This is a genomic window from Streptomyces sp. NPDC030245 (assembly GCF_055572995.1).
The window spans coordinates 436,024-452,119 of the sequence record NZ_JBVICF010000004.1 but is presented as its reverse complement, the minus strand read 5'-3'; the positions used below and the strand labels follow the sequence as shown (position 1 = coordinate 452,119).

Sequence of the window (16,096 nt, the reverse complement as noted above, 5' to 3'; positions counted from 1 at the left end):
CGCGGTGACCAGTACCGCGTCTTCCCCGGACACCCGCGGGGGCCAGGCAGCCGAGGAGCAGCAGCCCCCGTGGCAGCGGCGGCTGCGCAGATTCGGCCATGCGGCGCGGCCCAGAGCGGACGTCAGGGCGCGCCTCGTGCCGCCGTACGCGGAGCCGAGCCCCCGTCTGTGGCTGACGCTCGGTCTGTCGCGGACGGCCGCCGACCAGGTGGTGCGCTGGTCCGGCTGGGTCGGTCCGCTGCTGATCACACTCGTCGCCGGGGTGACCCGGTTCTGGAACCTCGGCAGCCCGAAGGCCGTGATATTCGACGAGACGTACTACGCGAAGGACGCCTGGGCGCTCATCCACCGCGGCTTCGAGGTCAACTGGCCGGAGAAGATCAACGACGACGTCCTGCGGCAGGGCGGTGACATCGCGATCCCGCACGACGCGGCGTATGTGGTGCATCCGCCGGTCGGCAAGTACGTGATCGGGGCCGGCGAATGGCTGTTCGGCTTCGACCCGTTCGGCTGGCGGTTCATGACGGCGGTGCTCGGCACGCTGTCGGTGCTGATGCTCTGCCGCATCGGGCGGCGGCTGTTCCGCTCGACGTTCCTGGGGTGTCTGGCGGGCGCGCTGCTCGCGGTCGACGGCCTGCACTACGTGATGAGCAGGACCGCGCTGCTCGACCAGGTCCTGATGTTCTTCGTGCTCGCCGCGTTCGGGTGCTTCCTGATCGACCGGGACAAGGCGCGGGCGAGGCTGGTGGCGGCGCTGCCTCCGGACGAGGACGGCGTCGTACGCCCTGACGCGCACATCGCCGAAACCCTGCGCCTGGGATGGCGGCCGTGGCGGTGGGCGGCCGGGCTCTGCCTGGGCCTCGCCTTCGGCACGAAGTGGAACGGCCTGTACGTCATGGTCTTCCTCTGCCTGATGACCGTGTTCTGGGACGTGGGCGCGCGCCGGGTGGCGGGGGCGGCGCGGCCCTACCGCGCGGTGCTGCGGCGGGACGTGCTGCCGGCGTTCGTGTCGACGGTGCCGGTGGCGCTCGCCACGTACGTCGTGTCGTGGCTCGGCTGGATCCTTTCGCCGACGGACGGCACCGGCGGCTACTACCGCAACTGGGCGGCGACGGCGGGCAAGGGCGGCGACTGGACGTGGCTGCCGGACTGGGTGCGCAGCCTGTGGCACTACGAGCACGCGGTGTACGAGTTCCACGTGGGGCTCTCCTCGCCGCACACCTACCAGTCCAACCCGTGGAGCTGGATCGTCGACGGCCGCCCCGTCTCGTACTTCTACGAGTCGCCGCTGCCCGGCAAGGACGGCTGTCCGGCCGACACCACGGAGAAGTGCGCCCGCGAGGTCCTCGCGCTCGGCACGCCGATGCTGTGGTGGGTGGCGGCCTTCGCGCTGGTGTACGTCCTGTGGCGGTGGGCGTTCCGCCGCGACTGGCGGGCGGGCGCGATCCTCTGCGGGGTCCTCGCGGGCTATCTGCCCTGGTTCTTCTACCAGGAGCGGACGATCTTCTACTTCTACGCGGTCGTCTTCGTGCCGTTCCTGTGTCTCGCGGTGGCGATGATGATCGGCGCGCTGCTGGGCCCCACGGGGTCGAGCGAACGGCGCCGGACGGTGGGGGCGGCCGCGTCGGGAGTCGTCGTCCTGCTCATTCTCTGGAATTTCATCTACTTCTGGCCGATCTACACCGGCACCGCGATCCCGATCGATTCCTGGCGTTCCCGAATGTGGCTGGATACCTGGGTGTAATGGACACCTTCGGATAACGGCAGTCCCTTTCACCACTCCGTCCGCTTAAGGTTCATGGCGAACCTGGGGAGGGGAGCGCACCGTGCGCAAAGGGGTCAAGATCGCATTGGTCGGCGGGGTATTCACCGCCATGGTGGGGGGCGCCGGATATGGCGCGTACAACCTCGTCACCGGCGTCACCGGGGACGGCGGCTCGCCGGGATCCGGTCCGGTGGCGGTGAAGACCGGCCCGCCGACGAGCGACGAGGTCAAGGAGACCACCCGGAAGTTCCTCGCGGCGTGGGCCGACGGCGACGCCCGGGAGGCCGCGGACTACACGAACAACAGAGAGGCGGCCGCGGCCGCGCTGACCGGTTTCCGTGAGGACGCGCACCTGACGAAGGTGAAGCTGACGCCCAAGCGGGCGTCGGGCGCCCGCGTCCCGTTCTCCGTGTCGACAACGGTGTCGTACAAGGGAAAGAGCAAGCCCTTCGCGTACGACTCGCAGCTCACCGTCGTCCGCGGCAAAACCACCGGGCGCGCCCTCGTCGACTGGTCGGCGGCCGTCGTCCACCCGTCCCTGGAGAGGGGCGACACGCTCGTGACGGGTGAGGCCAAGACCCCGCCCATCCAGGCCGTGGACCGCGCGGGCACCGTGCTGCGCCCGAAGGACTACCCCTCGCTCGGTCCGATCCTGGACAAGCTGCGCGCGAAGTACGGCGACAGCGCGGGCGGCAAGCCGGGCGTGGAGCTGTATGTCCGGCACGCGGACCCCGGCGACACGGACGCGGGGGCCCGCACGCTGCTCACCCTCGCCAAGGGCAGACCGGGCAAGCTGCGCACGACGCTCAGCGCGGGCGTGCAGAAGGCGGCCGAGCAGGCGGTGCTGCGCAGTGACGAGTCGTCGGTGGTGGCGGTGAAGCCGAGCACCGGTGAGATCCTCGCGGTCGCCAACAACCGTAAGGACGCGTTCAACGCGGCGTTCGAGGGCCGGGTGATGCCCGGCTCGACGATGAAGATCCTCACGGCGGCGATGTTCCTCGACAAGGGCGTCACCAAGGCGAACGGCCCCGCGCCGTGCCCGGCCACCGCGACCTGGCAGAGCCAGACCATCAGCAACCTGAAGGGCATGGTCCCGAACGAGTCCGCGACGTTCTCGGAGAGCTTCGCGCGCTCCTGCAACACGGCGTTCGTGAAGCTCATCGACGAGGACGGCATCACCGACTCCTCCCTCACCGAGGAGGCGCGGAACAACTTCGGCCTCGGCGGGGACGACTGGCAGGTCGGTGTCACCTCCTTCGACGGCTCCGTCCCGGCGTCGGCAGGACCCGACCGCGCGGCGAACGCCATCGGCCAGGGCAAGGTCGAGATGAACCCCCTGAACATGGCGTCGGTCACGGCGACGGCGATGACCGGCGCCTTCCGGCAGCCGGTGATCGTGCCGAAGTCCCTCGACGACCGCGAACTGGCCACCGCCCAGGGGCTGCGCGCCTCCACCGTCCAGCAGCTGCGCCAGATGATGCACCGCACGGCGGTCAGCGGCACCGGCGCGCGGGCCATGGCGGGCCTCGGCAGCGACATCGGCGCGAAGACCGGGTCGGCCGAGGTCGACGGCCAGGAGAAGTCGGACAGCTGGTTCACCGGCTACCGGGGCGATGTCGCGGCCGCCGCGATGGCGCAGGGAGGCGGGCACGGCGGAGACGCGGCCGGGCCGATCGTGGCGGCGGTGCTGGGCGCGGGATGAGCGCGGGATGAGCGCGGGATGAGCGCCTGTGGCGGCGCTACTCGAACATGCCGGGCTGCGTGAACATGCCGGGCTACTTGAGCATGTCCGCCGCCTTCACCCGCTGGAGGTGGATCACGACGTCGTGCGTCTTCGCGAGCCGGACCTTCGCGGCGTTGCCGTTCCAGGGGTAGGTGGCGCCGATGTTCTTGACGGTGCGCGGCGCGGCGAGCCAGGCGCCGGCCGGGTCCGGGGCGTTGCGCAGGTCGACCACGAAGTCCCGGTACCGCACCCGGTCGAGGGTGTGCTCGGTGGTGCCGGGCGCGGCCGGGCCGACGCTGAAGCGGTGGACGCCGCCGTCCTGGCCGAAGGCGTTGAACGAGCCCTGGTCGAAGGTGAGGCCGACGCTCAGGTAGTCGCGGCCCAGCTGCTCGCGGAGGAAGTCGCCCTGGGCCTTGGGGTGCGTGTTGGGGACGTAGGTCTTGAGGGCGACGTGGCTGTTGTGGGCCGAGAGCAGGATCTTGTCGCCGGTCTGCCGCTGCCACCAGGCGACGTTCTCCGCCATGACCTTGTCGCGGTACCGCATGCCTTCGGCGACGGCCTTCGGGTCGTCCCAGTCGAAGGCGTACAGCGTGGTCATCTGGTGGATCGCGGTGGCGTGCTGGACGGCCCAGGCGTGCGCGTCGGTGTCGCCGCCCCTGCCGGTCCGCTGCTTGAGCAGCTCCACGGCCCGGCCGGTCCGCTCGGCGAGCTCCTTGCGCTCGGCCAGCGGCTTCGCCAAATATTCGTCGACGTACTTCCCGGAGTCGGTGGTGGGCCGCAGGCCCCGGTACAGCTCGGTGAGGCGCGCGCTGAGTTCGGGACGTTCCGCGGCCGCGTAGGCGCTCACCTTGTCGTACAGCTCGGCACCGGCGAATCCGTTGTCGTCGCCGACGAAGCGGACCGGGTCGTGCGGGTGCTTGATGTTGTACGCGCGCATCCACTGGATCAGGTCGCGGTACTCGGCGGTGTTCCAGAACTGGTAGCTGCCCTGGAACTCCTCGTCCATGATCTGCTTCAAGTCGCCCTCGCCGCGCAGGACATAGGCGTCGAGCCGCAGTCCGGTGCTCCAGGAGGCTTCGAGGGCGAAGGCCCGGAACCCCTTCTTCTCGACCAGGTACTGGAAGGTCCGGTGCTTGAGGGTGAAGAACTCGTGCGAATTGTGGGTGGCCTCGCCCAGCCCCACCACCCGGGCGTCGCCGACCATCCGGCCGAACGGACGCAGGTCGGCCAGGCCGCCGCGGGGCTCGGTGGTGCGCAGCGGGTGGGCCATGCGGTTGAGGGCCGCTTCGGGGGAGCGGAACGCGGCGGGCGCGGTGTGCGCGGCGTCGGCGGAGAGCTGTGCGGCGGGGGCGGGCGGGGTTGCGGCGGAGGCGGCCGGGGCGACGGCCAGGGTGGCGCCGAGCGGGACGAGGAGGGCGGCGAGCAGGGCCTTGTGCGTGTTCATGGGCCTCACTCTCGCCGTGCGGGGGTGCCCCGGACCATCCGGTGCGCCCCCTGATCGGCCCGGGAGTTAGCTACACCTGTCGGGGCGCGGACCCGGGACCCTGGTACTGGTACCGACGCCGGTACCGACGCCGCTCCCGGTACCAGTACGCGTCGGGTGGTGGGTGGCGGGTCGAGTCGCCCGGTCGGGCGAGGAAGTGGTCAAGGGCGTCTCCGTACGCCTCTATGGTGGCCTTCCGGTGACGAGCCGGGGGTTCTGGTGAAGAGCCGGGGGTTCTGGGGAACTGCGGAGGGTTTGTGGGCAAGCGAAGGCGCGCCACCGAGCGCAAGAGCGTCGGCGTCGGAAACGTGCGCATCGGCGGCACGAAGCTGCACCCGGGTGTGCTCGGTGGAGCGGCGGCCGTGGTCGTGTGCGGCGTGGGGGCCGCCGCGTTCGCGCTGTCCGGCGGCTCCGGTTCCGGTGGTGACGGCTCGACCGTGGACGAGAAGCCGGTGGCCTCGGGACCGCCGACGGCCGCCGAAGTCCGCACCACCGCGCGGGCCTTCCTCACCGCGTGGGCGAAGGGCGACGCGGCGCGGGCGGCGGCGCTCACGGACGACCGCGCGGCGGCGAAGAAGGCCCTGACGTCCTACCGCGAGGATGGCCACCTCACGGAGACCCGCCTGACGCCCGGCAAGCGGTCGGGCGCCGAGGTGCCCTTCAAGGCGGCCACCACCGTCTCGTACAAGGGAAAGAGCAAGCCCTTGTCGTACGAGTCCGAACTCACCGTCGTCCGCAGGAAGAGCGACGGCAGGACGCTGGTCGGCTGGCGCCCCTCGGTGCTGCACCCGGAGCTGAAGCAGCCGGGCGACCGGCTGGTCACCGGTGAGGCGGGCGACCCGCCGATCAAGGCGGTGGACCGGGACGGCGCGGAGCTGACCGCGGCGAAGTACCCGTCGCTGGGCACGGTTCTCGACGGACTGCGGGAGAAGTACGGCAAGGAGGCGGGCGGCAAGGCGGGGGTGGAGCTGCGGGTGGTACGGGCGGACGGCACAAAGCCCTCCAAGTCGTCGAAGTCCTCAGTGGTCTCCTCGAAGGGGGACGACGCGAAGTCGGTGCCCGACAAGACGCTGCTCACGCTCTCCCCCGGCACGCCGGGCACGCTGAAGACGACGTTCAGCGGGTCGCTTCAGTCCGCCGCCGAACGGGAGACGGCCAAGCGGAAACGGGCGTCCGTCGTCGTACTCAAGCCGAGCACCGGCGAGATCCTGGCCGCCGCGAACTCGAACCCCACGGGCTTCAACACGGCCTTCCAGGGCTCGCTGGCCCCCGGCTCCACGATGAAGGTCGTGTCGTCGTCGATGCTTCTGGAGAAGAAGCTCGCCGGGGTCGACAAGAAGCACCCGTGCCCCAAGTACGAGACGTACGGCGGGTGGAAGTTCCAGAACGACGACAAGTTCCAGATCAAGAACGGCACGTTCAAGGCGAGCTTCGCGCGGTCCTGCAACACGGCCTTCATCAGCCAGGCGAAGAAGCTCGACGACGACTCCCTGACCAAGCAGGCCCAGGAGGTCTTCGGGCTCGGCCGTGACGACTGGTCGATCGGCGTGCCGTCCTTCGACGGCGCGGTGCCGGTGCAGAGCGACGCCCAGATGGCGGCCTCGCTGATCGGTCAGGGCGGTGTGCGCATGAACCCCCTCAACATGGCGTCGGTCGCGGCGACGGTGAAGTCGGGCACGTTCAAGCAGCCCTACCTGGTCTCCCCCGACATCGACGACCGCACGCTCGCGACGGCACCGCGCAGGATGTCGGGCGCGACGGCGGCGGCGCTGCGGGAACTGATGCACTACACGGCGGTGGCGGGCACGGCGGCCGAGCCGATGCGGGGTCTCGGCTCCGACATGGGGGCGAAGACCGGCTCGGCGGAGGTCGACGGCCAGAAGAAGCCCAACGGCTGGTTCACCGCGTACCGCGGCGACCTCGCGTCGGCGGCGGTCGTCCAGCAGGGCGGGCACGGCGGGGACTCGGCGGGGCCGGTGGTGAGGGCGATGCTGCGGGCGGGGGGCTGATCCGGATCAGCCCCCCGGCACGCGATACGACGCGTCCGCAATGCGGATACCTGGTCGCGTGCCCTCTACACGGGCCGCTAGCGTGCGGGGCATGAGCGCAACAGCACCCGAACCCCCCAAGGCATCCGAGGCATCCGACGCGCACCCCCGATTCGCTGAGGCCCTGCGTGACCTGGGCCTCGGCGAACTGCTCCCCAAGGTCCGCCGTTTCCCGGAGCAGACGCGTACGGCGGCGGAGGCCGCCGCGGCCATCGGCTGCGAACTCAACGAGATCTGCAAGTCGCTGATCTTCGCCGCGGACGGCGTGCCGGTCCTGGTCCTGATGGACGGCGCGTCCCGGGTGGACCTGGAGCTGGTGCGGCGCGAGCTCGGCGCGGAGAAGGTGACCCGTGCCAAGGCCGACGTCGTCCGGCAGAGCACGGGCTACTCGATCGGCGGTGTGCCCCCCTTCGGCCACGCCACGCGCACCCGCGTCCTCGCGGACCGCTCGCTCCTCGACCACGACGTGGTGTGGGCGGCGGCCGGCACGCCGTACGCGGTCTTCCCGATGGCACCCAAGACGCTGATCGCCCACGCGGGCGGCACGCTGGTGGACGTGCGCGAGCCGGCGAAGTGACCGCGTGACCCCGCTGGTCGCGGCGGCCGTCCTGCTCGCCGCCGTCACGCACGCGAGCTGGAACGCGATCGCCCACCACATCACGGACAAACTGGTCGGCTTCACGCTCATATCCGGCGGCGGCACGCTGATCGGCCTGCTCATGGCCCCCTTCGTGGCGATTCCCGACGCCGGGGCCTGGCCCTACCTGCTCCTCTCCGCCGCGATCCACGTCGGCTACTACGCGCTGCTCATGAAGTCGTTCAAGCTCGGTGACTTCGGCCAGGCGTACCCGATCGCGCGCGGCACGGCGCCGCTGGTGGTCACCGTCCTCGCGGCGGTCTTCGCCGGCGAGGTCCCCGACGGCTGGCAGGCGGCGGGGGTCGCGGTGTCGTGCGCGGGCCTGACGGGCCTCGCGCTGTGGGGCATACGGGGTTCGGGCCGCCGCCCGGACTGGACGGCGATCGGCGCGGCCCTCGCGACGGGCGTCTCCATCGCGGCGTACACGGTGGTGGACGGCCTGGGCGTCCGCGCTTCGGGCTCCTCGCTCGGCTACATCGCGTGGCTGATGATCCTGGAGGGCATCACGGTCCCGCTCTACGCGGCGTACCGCTGGCGAGGCGAACTCCTCCCGCGCCTGCGCCCCTTCGCCCTCGTCGGCCTCCTCGGCGCGGCCCTCTCGGTCTCGGCGTACGGCCTGGTCCTCTGGGCCCAGACGAAGGCGGACCTGGCCCCGATCTCCGCACTGCGCGAATCCTCGATCATCGTCGGCGCGGCGATCGGAGCGGTCTTCTTCAAGGAACGGTTCGGGGCGCCGCGGTTGGTGGCGGCGGGGTTGATGGTGGCGGGGATCGGGTTGATGCTGCACGCGGGGTAGTTCCGACAGCGGTTCGGCGGTTCGGTGGCTCGCCACCTGCCGCACGGCGGGGCGGTAATGGTGACGCGCGATGAGCCGTTACGGGCGCGCGTGTCGTCTCCTGAGTCCCCGTCACGTACTGCGACGGGGAGGCTGATCACGCGAGGACGGGCAGGGCCGCGCAGCGGCGGCAGGCTCGGGCCGAGGTTGCCACGACGGCGTGGGAGGCGGCTGCCAGGGCTCCGGCGGCGGTGAGCAGGGGCCAGTTCGTCGTCAGGGCGGCGGCCGTGGCGAGGGCGAGGGTCGCGACGGCCATCGCGGCGCTCGCGGTGGTGCCGGTCCAGGCGACGACCAGGGGCAGCCGGTACGGGGTTCGGTGCGGGGGCCGGTGCGGAGTGGGGAGTCGGCGGGCCAGGGGGCCCGTCGCGGCCAGCGTCGCCGCTGCGAGCAGTGCGGCGGCGGTCGCGACGAAGGCGAGGTGGACGGCCAGCAGTTGGGGGGTCCGTGTGAGGTGCCAGGGGGTCGGCCCGCCCCCTGCCGTGCGGGCCAGGTACCAGCAGGCGACCAGGAACGGCGCGGTGAGTGCGACGGTTCTGGCGGTGTGCCGGGCCTGTGCGATGGTCAGTTCGCGCTGACAGGCGGGGACGAGTTCGTCGACCGTCCCGAACTCGCGGATCGCCCGGCGGGCGGCCTCCTCGTCGTCCGCGCCCGCGTCCGCGTGGGCCGCGGCCGTTTCGACGAGGCCGGTGCGCATCTCCTCGACCAGCCGGGACTTGGCCTTGGGCGGGCCGTGCAGGGCGGCGGTCAGTGCCGTGATGTGCTCGGCGATGGGGTCGGCCGTCCGCGAGCGGCCTGCGGCCGGGCTCATGTGGCGAGTCCGGGAGCCGTGCCGGGGTTCAGGACCGAACCGATCGCTGCCGTGAACTCGCTCCACGCCGCCCGTTCGCCGGCGAGGGTGGCGCGTCCGGCGTCGGTGAGTTCGTAGGCCCTGCGGCGTCGTTCGCCGGCCGCCGACTCCCAGCTGCTGCTGAGCAGGCCGAGGCGCTCCAGGCGGTTCAGTGCCGGGTAAATCGTGCCCGTACGCAGTTCGAGTACGCCCCCGCTGCGGCGCTGCACCGCCGCGATGATCGCGTACCCGTGCAGCGGGCCCGGTTCCAGCACGGCCAGCAGCAGTCCGTCGAGGTGCCCTCGCACCGCATCCGCCTTCATGAGTAGGCAGCCTACCCAAAGAAGGCGTTGGCAGTGTATGTATTGGCAGCCAACGCAATTGCGTTGTTCCGTACTGGAGGCCTCGCCGTGACCAAGTTCCTATTGTCCGTGCACGTCCTCGTGGCGATCCTGGCCGTCGGGTCGATCACCGTCGCCGCGTCGATGTTCCCGCGCTATGCGTTGCGGGCGGTGGGTGGTGGGGAGCTAAGTGGCGGTGGGGAGCCGAGCGACGGGGAGAGGTGGGGTGACAGCGGGCGGGCCGCGGGGATCGCCGCGCTGCTGCACCGCGTCTGCCGTGCCTACGCCGTCGCCGGCCTCGCCGTCCCCGTGTTCGGCATCGCGACGGCCATCCAACTGGGCGTCCTCACCGACGCGTGGCTCATCGCGTCGCTCCTCCTGACGGCGGTCGCGGCGGGGCTTCTGGCGCTGGTCATCCTGCCCCGGCAGCGGAGTCTGCTGGAGCTCGCGGACGGTGCGTCCCGGTCCGCCGCTCCGGAGGCGGCGCGTCCCGCCACAGCCCGGCTCGCGATGCTCACCGGCATCTTCAACGTCCTCTGGGCGACGGTCACCGTCCTCATGATCGTCCGCCCCGGCTCCACGACGGGGGCGTGACCGGCATGCTCACCCTGCGCACGCTCCGTATCGCGGCAGCCGCGGAGGCCGCCTCCCTGGCCCTCCTCCTGACCAACCTCTTCACCCTCCACGCCGGTCCGGTCTCGTCGCTCCTCGGCCCGTTGCACGGCACGGCGTATCTCGTCGTGATCGCGGCCACGTGGATGCTTCCGGCGGCCGTCGCGCACGACGCGGGCGCGTCGCGCGCCGCCCGGTGGCTCGCCCTGGTCCCGGGGATCGGTGGTCTGCTGGTCCTGCGGCGGCTGAAGGAACCACAAGAACCCCGGAGGGCCGACCTGCCCTGAGCTGCCCTGATCGGTTCCGGCCCCTCGGCAGCCATCGGTTACTGTCACCGAAACCATGGATGATCGCGGGGGCGAGGGCAGGGGCGGTATGAACGGACGGTGGTACGCCGTGCTCACCGTGAACCTGCTGCTCGGTGTCCCCGCCGTCATCCCGATCTGGATGCTCTACTACGTCGTCGCGACCTGGGCGCACCCCGCACCGGAAGAGAACGACGGCCTCGCCGTCGTCCTCCTCGTCTTCGGACCCTTCGTCGTCCTTGGCGGGTTCCTGTGGTGGCTGGCCAACCGCCCTCTCGCCATCCGCACACATATGCGTCCGGCCCTGTACTGGGCCGTCTGCATCCTCGGCACGCTCGCACCCACGGTCGCGCTTGTGGGCATCAACCCCTGAGCAGGGGCCGGCGCCACGAATGAGGCGTTGCTCCTCCGTTCCTCCCGCCCAGCGGCGCGGGTTGCCGCAGCAGGCGCGGGAAGCTGACTCCGCTCTGGGAGCGCGGGACATGACGGGGCGGGGCCACCCTGTCGGGTAGGCGCAAGGGCTGCCCGCAGCCTCGGCGGGAGCGGGCGAATGTCGGCGCGACGGGAGCAGGCGCCACCCGACGTTGCGGGCGACGCCCCTTGGCCCGGGGCCTGCCCCCAGCCTCGGCGGGGGCGGGTGGGTGGGTGGGGAGCTGGCGGGGCCCGGCGGCGGACGGCGCGGTGGGAACTGGCGGGGCCGGGCCGAGGGCGGTGCGGTGGGGCTGGAACCGCGCAGCCAGTGACGGTGCGGGGTGGACTGGCAGCACGCCGGGGCGGCGCGGTGCGGGGCGGTGCCGGCGGCTGCTGGGGGCACGTGCCGGGGCCCGGGGCCCGGGGCCTGCCCGCAACCTCGGTGGGGGCGGGTGGGTGGGAAGCTGGCAGGGCCCGGCGGCGGACGACGCGGTGGGAAATGGCGGAACCCGGCGGCGGACGGGGCGGTGGGGGAACCCACGGGGCCCGGCGCCGAGGCCAGCCCCCGCACCCCCGACGAGTACGAGTACGACGCCCCCAAGCCGGCCCCACAAACCACCCCCCACCCCCTACAAAACCCCCCGAACCGCCCCCACCAACGCCTGGGCCCGCGGATCCGCCGTGACCCCCTTCGTCATGCCGTTCGTGACGTAGCCGAAGGCCACGCCCGACTCCGGGTCGGCGAAGCCGAGGGCGCCCCCGCGGCCGGGGTGGCCGAAGGAGCCGGGGCCGAGGAGCGGCGAGGCCGCGCCGTGCAGCATGTAGCCGAGGCCGAAGCGCGTGCCGACGACCAGGACGCGGTCGGGCCCCGCCGACGCCTCGCCCCGCGCCAGCGAGACCGTGGAGGCGTCGAACAGCCGCCGCGCACCCGGCGCCGCACCGATCAGCGCCGCGTAGAAGCGGGCCAGCCCGTCCGCCGTCGCGATGCCGTTGGAGGCGGGCAGGGCCGCCGCCCGGTAGGCCGGGTCGTTCTCGTCCGGCAGGGGGTCGATCGCCCCGAACGCACGACGGGTCAGCGACCCGGGATCCGCGTACGCCTCCGCCACGTTCCGCTTGGGGCGCATGCGGAGCCCGCCCGCCCCGGCCGGCGCCGGTTCGACGGGGCCGAGGCGGCCGACCCGCGCCGCCTCCGCGTCGGGAACTCCGACCCACAGGTCGGCGCCGAGCGGCCGCGCGATCTCGTCCGCGATCCACTCGCCGACGGGCCGGCCCGTCACCCTCCGCACCAGTTCGCCGGTGAGCCAGCTGTACGTCTGCGCGTGGTAGCCGTGGTCCTCGCCGGGCTCCCAGAACGGGGCCTGCGCCGCGACCACCGCGGCGGCGAGGTCCGGGTCGAGCGCCTCGGACGGCGTGAGCGGGCGGTCCAGGGCGGGCACCCCTGCGCGGTGCGCGAGCACGTGCCGGACCAGCACGCGCTCCTTGCCGCGCGCCTTGAACTCCGGCCAGTACGAGCCGACCGGCGCGTCCAGATCCAGCTCCCCGCGCTGGTGGAGGAGGAGCAGCGCGGCCGCCGCCACCCCCTTCGTCGCCGAGCGGACGACCTGCGCGGTGCCGGGCTCCCACGGCGCGTCCCCCGCCGCGAGCTCCCCGTCGACGTCCTTCGTTCCGCCCCACAGGTCCACGACCTTGCGCCCGTCGCGGTACACGGTCACCGCCGCGCCCCGCTCCCCGCGCTCGTCGAAGTTGCGTACGAAAGCGTCCCGTACCGGCTCGTAACCGGCCGCCACCGTGCCGCGCACCCCAGCGGCCCCACCCACGACGGCTCCACCTATGACCTGACTCATGACAAGGTCAACCCTCCCCCCACCCCGTCGATTCCCTACCCGCGAGCCCTCACCGTCTTCGGATCGAAGCCGAAAGGCAGTTCCAGGCGGTGGGCGCTCATCAGGTCGCCGTCGCAGAGCAGCTCGCCCGTCGGGCCGTCCGCCGCGATGACGCCGTCGCTGAGGATCAGTGCGCGCGGGCAGAGCTCCAGGGCGTACGGCAGGTCGTGCGTGACCATCAGGACCGTCACGTCCAAGGAGCGCAGGATGTCGGCCAGTTCGCGGCGCGACGCGGGGTCGAGGTTCGAGGATGGTTCGTCCAGGACCAGGATCTCCGGCTCCATCGCGAGGACCGTGGCCACCGCCACCCTCCTGCGCTGCCCGAAGGAGAGGTGGTGCGGCGGGCGGTCCGCGAACTCGGCCATGCCGACCCGCGACAGGGCCTCGTGCACCCGGGCCGCCAGCTCCGGCCCCCGCAGCCCCGCCGCCGCGGGCCCGAACGCCACGTCCTCCCGCACCGTCGGCATGAACAGCTGGTCGTCCGGGTCCTGGAAGACGATGCCGACCCGGCGCCTGATCTGCGCCATGTGCTCCTTGCCGACGGGCAGCCCGGCCACGGTGACCGTGCCCGCGCCGCCGGTCAGAATGCCGTTGAGGTGCAGCACGAGGGTCGTCTTGCCCGCGCCGTTCGGCCCGAGCAGGGCGACGCGCTCGCCACGCGCGACGGTGAAGTCGACGCCGAAGAGGGCCTGGTGCCCGTCCGGGTAGGCAAAGGCGAGGCCGGATACCTCCAAAGAGGCGGTAGCAGTCACAGGATCCATCCCAACAGGCATACGACCAGTGCGGTCAACGGCAGGGTCAGCGCGTACGTCCACTGCGCCCGCGAGGCCGTCACCTCGTCGATGACCGGCATCGACCCGGAGTAGCCGCGGCTGACCATGGCCAGGTGCACCCGCTCGCCCCTCTCGTACGAGCGGATGAAGAGCGCCCCCGCGGACTTGGCGAGGACGCCCCACTGGCGCAGCCCCCGGGCCTCGAAACCGCGCGACTCCCGGGCGATCCGCATGCGGCGCATCTCGTCCGTGATCACGTCGCCGTAGCGGATCATGAAGGAGGCGATCTGGACCAGCAGCGGGGGCAGTCGCAGGCGCTGGAGGCCGAGGAGCAGGGAGCGCAGCTCGGTCGTGGCGGCGAGGAGCACGGACGCGGCGACGCCCAGCGTTCCCTTGGCGAGGACGTTCCAGGCGCCCCAGAGTCCGTCGACGCTGAGGGAGAGGCCGAGCACGTCGACGCGCTCGCCCCGCGCGACGAACGGCAGCAGCACGGCGAACGCCACGAACGGCACCTCGATCAGCAGCCGCTTCAGCAGGAACCCGGCCGGTACGCGCGCGGCGTACGCGACCGTGCCGAGCAGGACCGCGTAGAGCCCGAAGGCCCACATCGCCTCACGCGGCGTGGACACCACGACGAGCACGAAGCAGAAGACCGCCGTGAGCTTGGTGTGCGGGGGCAGCGCGTGCACCGGTGAACTGCCGTGCCGGTAGAGCCGGTGGGCGTGGCCCGCGCCCATCAGGCCTGCTCGGAGGGGGTGGGCTCGGGGACGGCCGCCGGGGACGTGTCACTCGTACGACGCCGCCGCAGCGTCCAGAAGACCGCCGTCCCCGCGACCACCGTGACGCCCACGCCGATCACGCCCGCGAGGCCGCCGGAGAGGCGGGCGTCGGTGATGTCCTCGACGCCGTAGTCGGCGAGCGGGGAGTCCGCGGTGGCGTGTTCCTCCGTCTTCTTGTCGATGCCCTTGTCGTGGGCGACCTTCTCCAGGCCGTCCGGGTCGGCCGAGGCGTAATAGCTGACGAAGCCCGCGAGGACGAGGGAGGCGACGATGCCCGCGATCCAGACCGGCCGTGTCGAGCGGGCGGCGGCGGCCGGGGCGGGGGCGGCAGCCGGGGCCGGCGCGTCCACCAGCTCCCCGCCGACCCGCAGTTTGAGCCGCTGCGTCAGGCCCCGCGCCCCGTACACCAGGTCGGGTCGTACGGCGATGACGGCGCCGACCGTGAGCGCGGTGATCGCGGCCTCGCCGATGCCGATGAGGATGTGGACGCCGACCATGGCGGTGGCGACCTTGCCGATGGAGACGTCCGTCGTGCCACCGATGGCGTAGACGAGGGTGAACGCGATGGCGGCGGCCGGCACGGACAGCAGCGCGGCGACGAAGGAGGCGACCGTGACGGAGCGGCGGCCGCGGGGCAGCACCTTCACCAGGCCGCGGAAGGCGAGGTAGGCGACGACGGTCGTGACGATCGCCATGTCGGAGATGTTCACGCCGAGCGCGGTGAGGCCGCCGTCGGCGAAGAGCACGCCCTGCATGAGCAGGACCACGGAGACGCAGAGGACCCCGGTGAAGGGTCCGACGAGGATCGCGGCGAGCGCGCCGCCGAGCAGGTGTCCGCTGGTCCCGGCCGCGACGGGGAAGTTCAGCATCTGCACGGCGAAGATGAACGCGGCGACCAGACCCGCGAGCGGCGCGGTCCGCTCGTCCAGTTCACGCCGGGCGCCCTTGAGGCTGACGGCCACGGCGCCCGCCGCCACGACCCCGGCCGCGGCGGAGACCGGGACATTGATGAACCCGTCGGGGACATGCATGCGCGCGCTCCTGGGCAGGCGCCCTGGACAGGGCGGAAGGCTCGTGAACCGTTCAAGGATAGTGCGTTGTTGCAAACGGTTTGCAAGAGCGCGAAGGTCCCGAATCGGCTACGCACCCCCGCGCGCCCCCACCGCGCCCGCCACGCCGGGCCTCGTCCACGCGGCCGAGCGTCCGCACGTCCGGACATCCCGCGCCACACGCCCACCGCCGACCACCCGGCCGCCCGCCCACCCGCGGCGAATTACCGTACATATGGGACATTGGTGAGGAAGTGCCCGTAGGAATGAGGAGTCCAGCGATGCCCGCAGTCGAGCAGTACGCACGCGCCCACCTCGTCACGGACTCCTCCGAGGGCCACCGCGCCGTCTCCGTCGTCCTGCGCTACGACCCGGAGGTCGACCCGGACACGGTGCGGATCTGCCTCCCCGGTTCCCCGCACCGCCTCTTCGCCCGGCGGCTCCTGGAGCGGGGGCTGCGGGCCCCGGTCACCGCCGGCGAGGTGCACGTATGGCCGTGCGGCCGGGTCCAGACAGTCGTGGAGTTCCACGAACGCGACGGGGTGACGGTCGTGCAGTTCGACGCGTCGGCGCTGATCCGCTTCCTGCGTCGTACTCACACGACCGCCACCCCGGTCACCCGCTAG

General features: G+C 72.2%; 16 protein-coding genes. 9 read left to right on the top strand and 7 right to left on the bottom strand.

Translation table 11 applies throughout. The features are described from left to right. The first annotated feature begins 4 nt into the window (after positions 1–4). The gene (locus ACZ4Z4_RS14040) at positions 5–1,744 is read left to right on the top strand and encodes a dolichyl-phosphate-mannose--protein mannosyltransferase (protein WP_468326639.1); all 1,740 of its coding nucleotides are present in this window, start codon (positions 5–7) and stop codon (positions 1,742–1,744) included. 82 nt (positions 1,745–1,826) lie between these two features. Beyond that, on the top strand, positions 1,827–3,467 hold the full coding sequence (locus ACZ4Z4_RS14035; RefSeq protein ID WP_468326637.1) for a penicillin-binding transpeptidase domain-containing protein: 1,641 nt from the start codon (positions 1,827–1,829) through the stop codon (positions 3,465–3,467). A gap of 73 nt (positions 3,468–3,540) precedes the next feature. On the opposite strand, the gene ACZ4Z4_RS14030 is transcribed toward ACZ4Z4_RS14035, so the two are convergent. Beyond that, a complete protein-coding gene (locus tag ACZ4Z4_RS14030; RefSeq protein WP_468326636.1) occupies positions 3,541–4,932 on the bottom strand; it encodes an erythromycin esterase family protein in 1,392 nt (463 codons plus the stop codon). Positions 4,933–5,228: 296 nt separating this feature from the next. On the opposite strand from ACZ4Z4_RS14030, the gene ACZ4Z4_RS14025 reads away from it, so the two are divergent. From ACZ4Z4_RS14025 to ACZ4Z4_RS14015, 3 genes are all read left to right on the top strand, one after another. Then, on the top strand, positions 5,229–6,980 hold the full coding sequence (locus ACZ4Z4_RS14025) for a penicillin-binding transpeptidase domain-containing protein (RefSeq protein ID WP_468326634.1): 1,752 nt from the start codon (positions 5,229–5,231) through the stop codon (positions 6,978–6,980). Positions 6,981–7,071: 91 nt separating this feature from the next. After that, complete coding sequence (locus ACZ4Z4_RS14020; protein WP_468326632.1) at positions 7,072–7,596, top strand: YbaK/EbsC family protein; 525 nt, start codon at positions 7,072–7,074, stop codon at positions 7,594–7,596. 4 nt (positions 7,597–7,600) lie between these two features. Beyond that, positions 7,601–8,452 carry an EamA family transporter gene (locus ACZ4Z4_RS14015; protein WP_468326630.1) on the top strand — a complete coding sequence of 284 codons (852 nt, stop codon included), beginning with the start codon at positions 7,601–7,603 and terminating at the stop codon, positions 8,450–8,452. A gap of 136 nt (positions 8,453–8,588) precedes the next feature. On the opposite strand, the gene ACZ4Z4_RS14010 is transcribed toward ACZ4Z4_RS14015, so the two are convergent. After that, positions 8,589–9,299 (bottom strand): permease prefix domain 1-containing protein, encoded by a 711-nt coding sequence (locus ACZ4Z4_RS14010; RefSeq protein ID WP_468326628.1) that lies wholly within the window; start codon positions 9,297–9,299, stop codon positions 8,589–8,591. Next, positions 9,296–9,640, bottom strand: a complete 345-nt coding sequence (locus ACZ4Z4_RS14005; protein WP_468326626.1) for a PadR family transcriptional regulator — start codon at positions 9,638–9,640, stop codon at positions 9,296–9,298. Before ACZ4Z4_RS14005 ends, ACZ4Z4_RS14010 begins: the two co-directional genes overlap by 4 nt. An 87-nt stretch (positions 9,641–9,727) precedes the next feature. Here ACZ4Z4_RS14005 and ACZ4Z4_RS14000 point away from each other — a divergent pair, with 87 nt between their 5' ends. From ACZ4Z4_RS14000 to ACZ4Z4_RS13990, 3 genes are read left to right on the top strand one after another with little or no spacing between them, the layout of a single operon-like run. Continuing rightward, a complete protein-coding gene (locus tag ACZ4Z4_RS14000) occupies positions 9,728–10,252 on the top strand; it encodes a hypothetical protein (protein ID WP_468326624.1) in 525 nt (174 codons plus the stop codon). A gap of 5 nt (positions 10,253–10,257) precedes the next feature. Beyond that, positions 10,258–10,557 (top strand): hypothetical protein, encoded by a 300-nt coding sequence (locus tag ACZ4Z4_RS13995; RefSeq protein ID WP_468326888.1) that lies wholly within the window; start codon positions 10,258–10,260, stop codon positions 10,555–10,557. A gap of 55 nt (positions 10,558–10,612) precedes the next feature. Continuing rightward, positions 10,613–10,948: a hypothetical protein gene (locus ACZ4Z4_RS13990; RefSeq protein ID WP_468326622.1), complete on the top strand. Its 336-nt coding sequence runs from the start codon at positions 10,613–10,615 to the stop codon at positions 10,946–10,948. Positions 10,949–11,615: 667 nt separating this feature from the next. Here ACZ4Z4_RS13990 and ACZ4Z4_RS13985 read toward each other — a convergent pair. Genes ACZ4Z4_RS13985 through ACZ4Z4_RS13970 form a run of 4 tightly spaced genes read right to left on the bottom strand, consistent with a single transcriptional unit; the run spans position 11,616 to position 15,452 of the window. After that, positions 11,616–12,830 carry a serine hydrolase domain-containing protein gene (locus tag ACZ4Z4_RS13985; protein WP_468326620.1) on the bottom strand — a complete coding sequence of 405 codons (1,215 nt, stop codon included), beginning with the start codon at positions 12,828–12,830 and terminating at the stop codon, positions 11,616–11,618. Between the two features lie 35 nt (positions 12,831–12,865). Then, positions 12,866–13,630: an energy-coupling factor ABC transporter ATP-binding protein gene (locus ACZ4Z4_RS13980; protein ID WP_468326618.1), complete on the bottom strand. Its 765-nt coding sequence runs from the start codon at positions 13,628–13,630 to the stop codon at positions 12,866–12,868. Beyond that, on the bottom strand, positions 13,618–14,379 hold the full coding sequence (gene cbiQ, locus ACZ4Z4_RS13975; protein WP_468326616.1) for a cobalt ECF transporter T component CbiQ: 762 nt from the start codon (positions 14,377–14,379) through the stop codon (positions 13,618–13,620). The genes ACZ4Z4_RS13980 and cbiQ overlap by 13 nt, the downstream gene beginning before the upstream one ends. After that, a complete protein-coding gene (locus ACZ4Z4_RS13970) occupies positions 14,379–15,452 on the bottom strand; it encodes an energy-coupling factor ABC transporter permease (RefSeq protein ID WP_468326615.1) in 1,074 nt (357 codons plus the stop codon). Before ACZ4Z4_RS13970 ends, cbiQ begins: the two co-directional genes overlap by 1 nt. Positions 15,453–15,751: 299 nt before the next feature. On the opposite strand from ACZ4Z4_RS13970, the gene ACZ4Z4_RS13965 reads away from it, so the two are divergent. Next, complete coding sequence (locus tag ACZ4Z4_RS13965; RefSeq protein WP_468326613.1) at positions 15,752–16,096, top strand: SsgA family sporulation/cell division regulator; 345 nt, start codon at positions 15,752–15,754, stop codon at positions 16,094–16,096.

What these genes read in the sequence shown, in the direction of transcription:
- ACZ4Z4_RS14030 (WP_468326636.1), bottom strand. Translation starts at nt 4,932, where the DNA reads ATGAACACGCACAAGGCCCTGCTCGCCGCCCTCCTCGTCCCGCTCGGC.
- ACZ4Z4_RS14020 (WP_468326632.1), top strand. Translation starts at nt 7,072, where the DNA reads ATGAGCGCAACAGCACCCGAACCCCCCAAGGCATCCGAGGCATCCGAC.
- ACZ4Z4_RS14010 (WP_468326628.1), bottom strand. Translation starts at nt 9,299, where the DNA reads ATGAGCCCGGCCGCAGGCCGCTCGCGGACGGCCGACCCCATCGCCGAG.
- ACZ4Z4_RS14005 (WP_468326626.1), bottom strand. Translation starts at nt 9,640, where the DNA reads ATGAAGGCGGATGCGGTGCGAGGGCACCTCGACGGACTGCTGCTGGCC.
- ACZ4Z4_RS13995 (WP_468326888.1), top strand. Translation starts at nt 10,258, where the DNA reads ATGCTCACCCTGCGCACGCTCCGTATCGCGGCAGCCGCGGAGGCCGCC.
- ACZ4Z4_RS13990 (WP_468326622.1), top strand. Translation starts at nt 10,613, where the DNA reads ATGGATGATCGCGGGGGCGAGGGCAGGGGCGGTATGAACGGACGGTGG.
- ACZ4Z4_RS13985 (WP_468326620.1), bottom strand. Translation starts at nt 12,830, where the DNA reads ATGAGTCAGGTCATAGGTGGAGCCGTCGTGGGTGGGGCCGCTGGGGTG.
- ACZ4Z4_RS13980 (WP_468326618.1), bottom strand. Translation starts at nt 13,630, where the DNA reads ATGGATCCTGTGACTGCTACCGCCTCTTTGGAGGTATCCGGCCTCGCC.
- cbiQ (WP_468326616.1), bottom strand. Translation starts at nt 14,379, where the DNA reads ATGGGCGCGGGCCACGCCCACCGGCTCTACCGGCACGGCAGTTCACCG.
- ACZ4Z4_RS13970 (WP_468326615.1), bottom strand. Translation starts at nt 15,452, where the DNA reads ATGCATGTCCCCGACGGGTTCATCAATGTCCCGGTCTCCGCCGCGGCC.
- ACZ4Z4_RS13965 (WP_468326613.1), top strand. Translation starts at nt 15,752, where the DNA reads ATGCCCGCAGTCGAGCAGTACGCACGCGCCCACCTCGTCACGGACTCC.